Annotated in this window: 9 protein-coding genes and 1 pseudogene; 1 reads left to right on the top strand and 9 read right to left on the bottom strand. The window is 31.3% G+C overall.

Annotated elements, in window-relative coordinates:
* Nucleotides 1–145 precede the first annotated feature (145 nt).
* Nucleotides 146–301, top strand: coding sequence for a hypothetical protein (locus Q4548_RS10030; RefSeq protein WP_303454422.1), 156 nt, complete (start codon nt 146–148; stop codon nt 299–301).
* Nucleotides 302–635: 334 nt separating this feature from the next.
* On the opposite strand, the gene Q4548_RS10035 is transcribed toward Q4548_RS10030, so the two are convergent.
* From Q4548_RS10035 to Q4548_RS17230, 9 genes and pseudogenes are all read right to left on the bottom strand, one after another.
* The gene (locus Q4548_RS10035) at nt 636–1,925 is read right to left on the bottom strand and encodes a ComEC/Rec2 family competence protein (protein ID WP_303454425.1); all 1,290 of its coding nucleotides are present in this window, start codon (nt 1,923–1,925) and stop codon (nt 636–638) included.
* A gap of 95 nt (nt 1,926–2,020) precedes the next feature.
* Entirely contained in the window at nt 2,021–2,833 is an 813-nt protein-coding gene (locus Q4548_RS10040) for a GDSL-type esterase/lipase family protein (protein ID WP_303454428.1), read from the bottom strand.
* 229 nt (nt 2,834–3,062) lie between these two features.
* Entirely contained in the window at nt 3,063–4,751 is a 1,689-nt protein-coding gene (locus Q4548_RS10045; protein WP_303454431.1) for a RagB/SusD family nutrient uptake outer membrane protein, read from the bottom strand.
* A gap of 11 nt (nt 4,752–4,762) precedes the next feature.
* Nucleotides 4,763–6,634 (bottom strand): annotated as a pseudogene (locus Q4548_RS10050) (SusC/RagA family TonB-linked outer membrane protein); the annotation flags it as partial.
* A gap of 139 nt (nt 6,635–6,773) precedes the next feature.
* Nucleotides 6,774–7,946 (bottom strand): SusC/RagA family TonB-linked outer membrane protein, encoded by a 1,173-nt coding sequence (locus tag Q4548_RS10055; protein ID WP_303454434.1) that lies wholly within the window; start codon nt 7,944–7,946, stop codon nt 6,774–6,776.
* 265 nt (nt 7,947–8,211) lie between these two features.
* Nucleotides 8,212–9,411, bottom strand: a complete 1,200-nt coding sequence (locus Q4548_RS10060) for a FecR family protein (RefSeq protein WP_303454437.1) — start codon at nt 9,409–9,411, stop codon at nt 8,212–8,214.
* Between the two features lie 291 nt (nt 9,412–9,702).
* On the bottom strand, nt 9,703–9,900 hold the full coding sequence (locus Q4548_RS17225) for a sigma-70 family RNA polymerase sigma factor (protein WP_369281297.1): 198 nt from the start codon (nt 9,898–9,900) through the stop codon (nt 9,703–9,705).
* Nucleotides 9,885–10,241: an RNA polymerase sigma factor gene (locus Q4548_RS10065; RefSeq protein ID WP_303454438.1), complete on the bottom strand. Its 357-nt coding sequence runs from the start codon at nt 10,239–10,241 to the stop codon at nt 9,885–9,887. The genes Q4548_RS17225 and Q4548_RS10065 overlap by 16 nt, the downstream gene beginning before the upstream one ends.
* A 300-nt stretch (nt 10,242–10,541) precedes the next feature.
* The gene (locus Q4548_RS17230) at nt 10,542–10,628 is read right to left on the bottom strand and encodes a hypothetical protein (RefSeq protein ID WP_369281298.1); all 87 of its coding nucleotides are present in this window, start codon (nt 10,626–10,628) and stop codon (nt 10,542–10,544) included.
* Between the last annotated feature and the right edge of the window lie 600 nt (nt 10,629–11,228).

The raw sequence follows: 11,228 nt of genomic DNA on the forward strand, positions 1-11,228 counted from the left end.
ACGTTTTTAAGAGTAGATGCAATTCAACTTATCGTTACAAGATACCCACATAACTAACAAGAGTTTATGCTTGACGAAATACCTAAATTTTAAAACTCTTAACAAACTAATTTTGAAGCACACAACTAACTAAAACTTTACACTTATGAAAAACTTGACCTACTCTCAGTATTCAACATTATTACAAAAAGTAAAAGGAAATCCTTATTTGTATGTTTCTACCTACACAGAAGCAAAAAGAAATTTAATTCCAGAACAATTCAATTTATTTCAACAAGAAATTAACAATATAGCCGTGTAGTTGCAAACAACCACATAAAAAGAAGAGGAAGTAATGATATATCATTACTTCCTCTTCTTTTTTGTTTTAAGCACAAAAAAACCATCTCGGACTGAGATGGTTTTAGGCTTTAAGTAGTGGTCCCACATGGCATGTACTAAATAAAAATAATACACTAACTACCAATTACTTAACTACTCAAATCAAAATGATATTTTTAACAGCATCAATATTAGTTTTTATATTCCTCCTTTGTTACGAGTAGAAGTGTTTGAAAATTAATTTTAAAGCTAGGGCTATCTTTATAGTGTAACGATTATTAAACAATAATTATAATAAATCTTCTATCACACCTCTAGTTGCTTTCATAAGGCCCAAAAAACTGTGTCACTTTATAATTTTGATTACTGTCATCTAATATATAAATCGAATATTTTCCTCCACCTGGTTCCACTCGAACAACTATATGCCCCTGTGTACTTTTTATTTTAGATAGATAGGCTCCTAACCTTTGCCTATTATCAAATGTCAGATTTGTAGTAAATACTTTAGAAGAACTTTGCGCATTATATATTCTGCCAAGAGTTTCTGGATTAGGATGTATATCTCGCCATGTGTGAGTAACGACAACATTGGGCTTTAAGCTTTGCAAAAGTTCATCACCATTACAATTGGCAGTACCATGATGGTTAGCTTTCATGACATCTACGGATGCTACGACCTTAGCAACCGGAGCCTCCATATCTTTCCAGTAATCTGTGGATCTACCATTGTACTGTAAATCGCCAGCCGTGAAATAATCAAATTTACCATATGACAATACAAGCCCTATACTAAAAATATTCTCTGGTGGGTTTGCGCTCAACAAATCCTCCCCCTCAGGTAATGTATTTCTTATTTCCGTTCCGGTTCCTGTCCACACTTTTCCGTTTGCTGCAATATTTCGAATTTGGAAATTAGAATATTTCAACGGATTTTGTTTCAGAACTATTTGACCAACCTCACCAACGTTAAATCTCTCTGCTGTAGCACCATAGCTATCTTTGGCCCACTCAATGAATTTAATATAATTCGCCATCATGGGATCCGAGGTCATATCTGTTGGAAAATCATAATCAGGATATCCCCTATCGATAATTTTATCAAAAGCAATGTTTGCTCCTACTTCTGTAACCCCTCCAATGCGAAAGCCACCGGAAGGATTCAAAGGCAAGTCAGTATCATAGCTTCCCATATGATCAGGATGAAAATGGCTTAGCATAATATAATTCAACTTGTTGCTTGCTGTCTTAATAAATTTTTTGATATAATTGGTTATTGTTAAACCAGGAGATACATTTACATTTGGCTTTTGTGGAGGAGGTGGTATTTCGGCTGTAGGAGAAATTAATGAGCCTGCTGCATCAATTAACATCGTAGTTCCATCGGGAAGAATAAGTAATGCACTCTCACCACGCCCTGTATTTATAGCGTGTATATCCAAGTATCCATCCTCCCATGCAGGCAAAGTTTTGCCTATTATCGACTCGTTCTGATCGCCATCTTCATTTTTATTATTTCCAGTTGAATCTTGCTTTTCATTCTCAGTACATGATAGAAGAGATATAAAAATAATAAAACCAATCCACTTACTCTTATTTATCATAATTCATTTATTTTATTAATGAAGTTTGTATTTTTCTTGTTTTTAGATTTCATATATCTATAAAGTCTAAATAATTTTTATTTATAATCAAGTAATCAATTTTTGTCTTTAAATTTTTTAATAAAATCTAATAATACAGCAGAATACGTTTCACCCAATGAAGTTCCTGACCCCTCTACATGCACCCCCTTTGTTATAGAGTCTCCAAAACAAATTATCTTTAGATTTTTTTTGTCCAAATAATTATTATTTAAAAGATATTCAAACAATAGTGAGCTAAGTAAAATGTAGCCTTTTGGTGTCAAATGAACACCATCCTCAGAACCTGAATTATATAAATTTCTAATAAATTCATCTTGATTATGCTTTGGGAGTCCTCTTTTTTCAAACTCTGAAAAAACATCTACAAATCCTACATTAAATTGTAAAGAGGTTTCTTTGAGAATATTCCTTACAGAATCCAACTTCTGGTTGGGAGGGTTATTTAGGAACACTTCCTCAGAATGTCTAGTGTAAAGAAATTCCGAATCGACTGGTGGTGGGCTCATTAAAATTACATCAATTGATTCCTGCTTTAGATCCTTTACAATTTTGGTTATATTGTTTTTATAGGTACTATATGGCACAAGTTTTTTCGAATTAACCATATCATTTGTTCCAACCATAACAATAACTATATCTGGACTAAGATTTATAACATCTTCCTCAATGCGATTAATTAAGTCATCGGAAGTATTACCCGAAACGCCAGCATTAAAAACTTGAATATTCGATTTCGAAATTACAGATTCAGTCTGATTGTCAGCATCATCATAATTATCTTCTGTTAAACCATTCTTCTGATTCTCAGTACACGAAAGAAGAAATATAAAAAATATAATTCCAATCCATTTCCTCTTATTTATCATAATTTATTTTATTAATGAAATTTTTAGTTTTTGATTTAGATTAAATATTTTAATGAAGTCCAAATAATTTTTATTAATAATCAATTTAGAATCTATTATTACCCCGTTGCACATTTTTTAGAGTTTAAGAATTCAGATTAAATTATATTCAAAACACATTCAATCTTGAAAATTGAATGTGTTTGTTCAAAATGTATAACGGGGTATTATTCCATATTAAAACATATTATTAATAGCCTGGATTCTGTTTTATATTGGGGTTAATTTGAGTTTCTTTAAAAGGTATAGGCCATAAATATTGCCTTTCTGGATTAAAATTACGTTCAACATGTTTACTAATTAACCCCTTATTGTATAGAGAAGAAAAATCAACAAGTCCATTTTCATCGACTTCAGGAGCTTCTGGTAAAAACCACAGCCCTTCATCAACAATTTTTTCTAGTAAATCACTAGAATCCAACAATCCATACACAGGTCTTCTTAAAGCCACTTCAGCTAACCTCCATCTTATAAGATCAGCTAACCTACGATTTTCCCAAGCCAACTCTACTCTTCTTTCCGTCCTTAAAATGGTACGAAGTTCAGATTGAGAACTGACCTGAACACTTGGATATTCTGAGACTTCGCTTTCATTAACTCCATAAGCTCTAGCTCTTACCTGGTTAATAGCTTTAAGTGTTGATTCGTCTATTTCATTTAATTCAATGTCAGCTTCAGCTTTCATTAACAACACATCAGCATATCGCATTAAAATAATATCATTATCTACCTTTTGTGTAAGCCAAACATCACTTACTCCTTTATTCAGAGTCAGTCCGTTATAAGAAGCATATATATCCACACTACGTGTATCTCTATTTCTTACCATCTTTCCTGTACTAACATTTAATACAGTCTTAGAATTTGGATGTGGATCATATACAACACCTAAATGAACACTACCAAATGGAACAATTGTTTCAGCTAATCTTGGGTCACGATTTTTAAATGGTTCTTTAGGATCAAATAAGGGTGATTCATCCACAGGCAATCCATCCGTACATAGAAATGAATAAAACAACTCCCATGAAGGTTGAGCTGTAGAAGTTCCTCCTACTGTTCTGGGCATCCAACTTTTCGGACTCCAAAAAGAATTAAGCTGTTGTGATCTAGGAATTGCAAAAATTGTTTCATCTGAATTTTTAGTACTTGAAAGAAAGTATTCTCCAAAATCGGGATGTAAGCTATAAACACCTAAATTGATACAATCTTCTGCTGCATTTTTTACTACTTCCCAATCTGAAAAATAAAGAGCTATTCTAGCTTTCATTGCATATGCAGCACCTTTAGTAGCTCTTTTTAGCTCACCACTACCATACTTTTCTGGCAAATGCTCAGCGGCAAAATCAAAATCTTCATAAATATTATTAAGTATTTCATCCTTATCAGTCCTCCCAATATTAAATGCTTGATCAATATCAAGATATTCAGTAAAGTATGGAACATCTCCATAAAGAAAGATTAAGGTTCCATAGAAAGTTGCTCGCATAAATCGAGCTTCTGCTTCATAACGATTTCTAAATTCTTCAGCTACGACATTATTCTCTTCCTGTAGATTATAAACAATGCTATTGGCTCTGGAAATACCTTTGTAAAAATTAACCCAATTACTTCCAGCGTCACTCCAGTCACTTGAAATCGTACCTCCTGGATACGAATATAATGAGAGTCTTTGATTCCAATTATCAGAATATCTTTCAGTTCGATAGCTAACTTCTATGGCCCAAGGGTAGTCCCTATATAAATCATTGAGGGCCAAATTAAACTCAATCTGATTAGAATACCAGTTTTCACTTGAACCTGATGATAATGGATTCAAATCTAGTTCTGAACAAGAGATTATAGAGATAATTCCAAATAAAAATATAAACTTTTTCATGAAATAAAATTTTAAAATTTAACTGATATACCAAGATTAATAGTTGTGTTGATCAAACTGTTGTAAGCTGATTCCGGATCCCATCCTTTAGGAAAATGACTAATTGTAAATAAATCATTTACAGAACCATAAACACGAATGTTTTTCAGCTTTACCTGACTAAGAGTAGTCTCTGGAAATGTATATCCTAGAACAATGTTTTTTAACCTAAAATAGGCTCCATTTATCAACCAAAAATCGGAAGTTGAATAATTAGCAGATTCACTAGTGTATGAAAGCCTCGGATATCTAACTTTTAAATTTTGTTCAGGAGTATTATAATGGCTCCAATAATTACCATCAATAATTTTGGACACATTTCCCCATTGTGTTACAAAAGGTTTTGTTAAATTAGAATTTAAATAACTATTCTGCATTCCAACCCCTTGAACTGCTAATGAAAAATCGAATCCCTTATAATTAAGATCAATAGATCCCCCATATAAATAGCGAGGTAAAGAACCTCCCAATAAAACTCTATCATAATCTGGTGAAATAATACCATCCGGCTCACCATCTGGACCACTTATATCTTGATACTTTATATCACCAGGTTGAACAGAAGAGTTTAATACTGCAGAGTTATCTACTTCTTCCTGTGTTTGAAATATCCCATTTGATTTATATCCGTACCACTCGTTAAATTCGCTGCCTTCACGAATTATATTTGCTCCATCAAAAACAATTCCACTTAAATTTCCCATTTTAGTCTTTGAATCTGATAGATTCAAAGAAATAGTATAACTTAAATCATTGACTGTTTCTTTCCAGGAGATGTTAAAATCCCATCCATTAGTGTACATCTCTCCTGCATTTTGCGTAGGGTTTGAGAATCCAATGTAATCCGGAATCTCTAAATCAAGCAACATACCTTTCGTGTTTTTTTTATAGTAATCTGCATTAAGAGTGAATTTATTCTTAAAGAGCTGCAAGTCCAAACCAATATCAAAAGTTTCAGTAGTCTCCCAGGAAATATCGTGAATAGCATAATCTACTTGAGCAGCAGTAGTTGCAGAAACAACTTCATTACCCTGGTAAAATAATCCATTTGAAAAATTAATATTAGACTGGTATGGATAGTTACCTATTCTTTCGTTCCCCATATTTCCCCAAGACCCTCTTATTTTTAAAAAAGAAATTGATGATAGGTTTTGCATAAAAGATTCTTCAGAAATAGCCCATCCCGCAGAAACAGAAGGAAAAGACCCCCACCTGTAATCCTCATGAAACCTAGATGACCCATCTAAACGAAGGTTTCCTTGTATAAAATATTTACTCTTATAATCATATGTAGCTCTACCAAAAAATGAACGGTAAGAGTTTTCATTAGCGTAACCTGTGGCCGTTATAAAATCAACAGGTGCTAAATCAAGATAGGGGTAACTATTTAATTCAAAATTTCTACCAATAGCTCCCACACTTTCGTTAAAGGCATAAAAATCTTCGTAACCAATCATTGCATTAACATTATGTTCTTTAAAAGAATTTTTATAATCAACGAGAAACTGTTTTGTTAAATTATAATTATCAACTCTTCTTTCAGAAAGATTGGTTGCATTAAATCCTGATATAAATCCTTCAAATTGTGTAGGATCATCCGCAGAATAATACTCTATTTGCTTACGAAACGTTTTATATTTTACTGATTTAAGATTCGGTGCTACTCTTGCGGTAAGAGATAAATTTTTTGTTGGTTTAAACGTTAAACCAAAACGGCCATTAATATTATTAACCCAATAATCATCATTTCCACCATAGTTCAGCATAGCATATGCATTATCTCCATTTTTTCCTCCAGCAATCCTACCATCATCCCACTTAGCAGCATAAATTGGAGCATAGGAAAGTGCATTCCATACTGGACTGTATTATGTATATAATTATGAGATAAATCAACATCTGCAGATAGCTTATCTGTTATTTCTATTGAATTATTAATTCGGGTAAGAACACGTGTAAATGACCTATGATTATATAAAGCTCCTACGTCCTCATATCATACTTTACACTAGCACGTGTTTTTACCTTTTCACCCCCTGCACTTATCACCAATTCATGTGACTGTCTGGTAGTCTGCCTCTTAAGCAATAATGATTTCCAGTCTGTAATTGGATATTGATTAGGATTGCTTTGATTGTTTAAAAGCCAATTATCAACTTCATCTTGAGTATATAAAGCATATTCCTGCCCTGGGGTATTACCAGCATCATTCCACACCCACTCATTAATCATTTCTAGATAACGCTGAGGACCTACTTTCTCAATAAATGCGGTGGGCTTATCAAAACCTATATTAGAGGTATATTCAAGATTAATTTGACCTTTTTTAGCTCTTTTTGTCGTAATCAATATTACTCCTGCTGCTGCTCTGGCTCCATAAATTGAAGCTGACGCAGCATCTTTCAAGACAGTGACACTTTCAATGTTACTTGGATTAACATAATTGATATTGCCTATCGGCACCCCATCTACAATAAACAAGGGACTGTTGTCACCAATTGTTGTAATCCCTCTTATTCTGACACTAGCGGATTCTCCTGGTTCATCGCTTGATCGAGTAACCATTATCCCGGGCATAGTTCCTTGTAATGCTTGTGAAAGTTGAGTAACATTTCTTTTAGACAACACCTCACCATCCACAGTTGTAATTGAACCTGTTAAATCTTTCTTTTTTTGCTTTCCGTAACCAATAACAACAACCTCTTCAAGTTCTCCAACTTCAGGTTGAAGTTCAATTGTGATATAATTTCTATTATTTACTTGTATCTCCTGTGTTAAAAAACCTATATATGATATTATTAGTGTTGTTTCTTTATCAGAAATATTCATGATAAAGTTACCTTCAAAGTCAGAAACAACTCCTTTAAAGCTTTTTTTATCAATAATATTTACCCCAAGAAGAGGTTGACCTAAATGATCTGTTACTTTTCCTTTTATGGTAATTTTCTGTATTTCGACGGGGTTATTGTCTGGTTTAATTATCACCGTATTATCCTTACCAAAACTAAATGTATAATTAGCGTGTGATAAACTTTTAGACAATAAATCATTTGCAAGAACAATCCCTTTATTAATTTTTATTTTCGGAGAGTCTTTAAAAATTCCCTCCTGATAAAGAAATTTATAATCAGTGTGATTCATGATTAAATACTTCATCTACGGTTAAAGATTCGTTTTTATCAATTTTAATTTTATGGTTTTGTGAAATCATAGTGCTAGGAGACAAGCTAAATACAGCTGTAAAGCACAAAAAAATAAAAGTTCTCATTGTAATAAGAAGTGTTTTTTTTATGACATAAAAAAAGACACATTTTTGTTTAATTTTCATAAGTTTGTTAATGTTATTAATTCTAAGTAGTTAATAATTACATGTAGGGGGGATAGTTTTTACTTTGGACGGTCTAAAACTAGGTCCCCTTTTTTATTTTAATTTTATTATTTTTTCTTCTATTTCATAGGCTTTGATTATACTTAAGTTTTTAATTGTTTCTAATATTTCATTAAGATCTTGATGCTTTCCTAAAACACCTTTAAAAGGAATAGATTCTAAGGTTTTGTTTTCAAAAATTATATCCACATCATACCATCTTGAAATTACTATCATAATTTCTTTTAAAGTTGAGCCTCTAAATGTAAAAACACCATTCATCCATGAAGTAACATCTACTACATTGACTTCTTTAACTTTTATATTATTGGTTAGCAAGTCTATACTTGATTGTTGATTAGGGACTAAATTTTTAGAAATACCATTAAAATTAACAGCAACCTTACCTTCTACTAGTGTAGTATGTATTGTGTTTTCTCCTTTATAAGCACTAATATTAAATTCAGTTCCTAATACTTCTATATTTTGAGAAGCACTATGTACTCTAAATTTACCCCCTTTGTGTTCTGTACTAGGTGATACATCAAAATAAGCTTCTCCATAAATAAGTTCTACTTCACGAGTTACCCCTTCAATAAAAGTAACAGGATATTTTATTTGTGATTCTGAGTTTAAAGTTACTACGGTATTATCAGATAATGTAATAGAGAATTGTCCTCCTCTTGGTACAGTTAAGTAGTTGTAATCTATTTCTTTTGGCGATTCTACTAATGACTTGTAAACAATATCATTGCCTTTACTACTAACATTTTTTGCTTGGTATACATGATCTTTTTCTAGTAGAACTAACGAACCATCTTGTAATGTTAAGGTTGCCTTAATAGTTCCTGGTTCGATCTTATTTGTGCTTGTACTTGCAACATCATTATTAAACTCAATTATATAATTAAATTTAGACGGATTCTTTTTAAACATATATGCTATTCCTAGAATACCTATTAGTACAGCTGCTACTGAAGAATATTTAACCCATTTGAAACGTTGTGATATAACATTTTTAGAAATGTTTTTACTAGGCCTTACAACTTTAAGTGATTTTGTATTCTTATTTTCTTGAATCCCATTAAAAATATCTTCTTTTATTTCATTTTTAACTTCTTCTGAATCAAATACTTTACCCGTAGTACTATTCTCTGAAAAAAGTTCAAGAGATCTAATCACATCCATATCTTCTGATGTCGCCTCTCCTTTAAGGTATTTCTCAATGATTTTATCTATATCTTTATGCCTCATATATTAGGTTTATATAGTTATATACCATCAAAGCATTAACACACGTAAAAAAAAATAAAAAACTTTACTCAGATGTTTTTTACAATTCTATACTGATAATAAAACAGATTAGAACTAGTATTAATTTGTCTTTAAAACAAAAAACTCATATGAAAATTATTTATAGTTTCATATGAGTTTTTTTATAACTTCATTTTATACTTAATGTAGACTCCAAATCTAGTTTAATTTCAAGAGAAGTATATATTAATAATCAAAGCAGAAATGATATATAAATATCATTAAGTAATACTAGTATAAAATAATATAGCTTAAAACGACTACTATACTATTTTTTAATACTTTTAAAGCATTCGATATATGAGTTTCCACTGTTCTCTGTGAGACATCCATTTTATTAGCTATCTCACTGTTATTTAGCCCATCAACCCTGCTAAGTTTAAAAACTTTTTGACATTTCTCAGGAAGTCTTTCTATAGTGTTGTTGATTTTTTATTAGTATCTTTAAAATCCACCAACTCTTCAATATTATTTGACTGCACATCTTTATTATATACATCTAAGAACTCCTCAACCAGTAGATGCTTTTTTTTAGAATATCTTAAATAATTAAACGTTTTAAATCTAACGGCATTAATCAAATAACCTTTAATATTACTATTATCAATTACCATTCTACGTTCCCATACACTAATCCATACTTCCTGAACAACATCTTTTGCCTGACCTTCGTCTTTTAAAATAGAAAATGCTTTACTATACATTTGCTCCCAAAACCTTCCATATAATAAACTAAATGCTTTCTCATCAGACTTTTTTATCTGATCCATCAGCTTCTTGTTTATTATATCTCGAGAGTTTTCCATACCGTAAAACTATATAATAATATTAATCTATTTCTCCCCCTCCTAATCCTTAATAATTACTTAACCTAATTCATTACTACTTGCTTTTTTATTAACACTAAAAAAATTGTTTTTTCATAAAAAACTAACAAACTGATGACAAAACAAACATTTATCACAAAGAAATTAAGCACGTGTAGACTTCCCCTCTATTTGTACACGCTAAAATTTGATAAATTATTATTTAGGTTAGATTTGATTAAGGATTTAAATTCTTAATCAAATCTAGACACATATTTTTTTCGATGATTTATTTCTTAATGATTTATGTGGGTGGTTATAATTATAGTCTTCTCTCCAATTATCTCTCACTTCCCTAAACCGACATTTGTTATTAAATCAACAAATATCTATTATATCTTCTCTAAAGAAACGATTAAAACGTTCTATTTATCCGTTTTACATTGGTTTTCCAGGTTATATATATTTAATTTCTATATAGTTTCTTGACACCAGTTTATAAAACTCTTAGAGATAAATTCTGATCCATTACCACACCTTATATTTTAGTTTTTAAACATTCTAGTGTTTCTAACACAGCTCTATCTGGATATGAGAATCCTATCTCAATAGCTAATGCTTCTCGATTACAATCGTCTAAAACGTTAAACACACACGTTTCTACCATCAAAAAGAGCATCACTCATAAAATTAATACTTCAACATTCTATTATCTAGACTGATCTCAGTTTGAGTCTATTATTCTCTTCTTCAAGCTCTTTGAACTGTTACTATTCCATACTTTTTACGCCAGTAATAAAATATGCACACCTAAATTCATTTCTCTAACTAATATAAAGTTCACTTTTTTGGCAATAATATTTGAAAGTAAATAATGGATCAAGCCCAAAAGTTGTGTGTGAATTAGGATAGCATTAATTTAGGAGTTTTTAAACTGACTTATATTGGAAT

The sequence above is a fragment of the Wenyingzhuangia sp. 2_MG-2023 genome (genome assembly GCF_030548295.1).
Classification (GTDB): domain Bacteria; phylum Bacteroidota; class Bacteroidia; order Flavobacteriales; family Flavobacteriaceae; genus Wenyingzhuangia.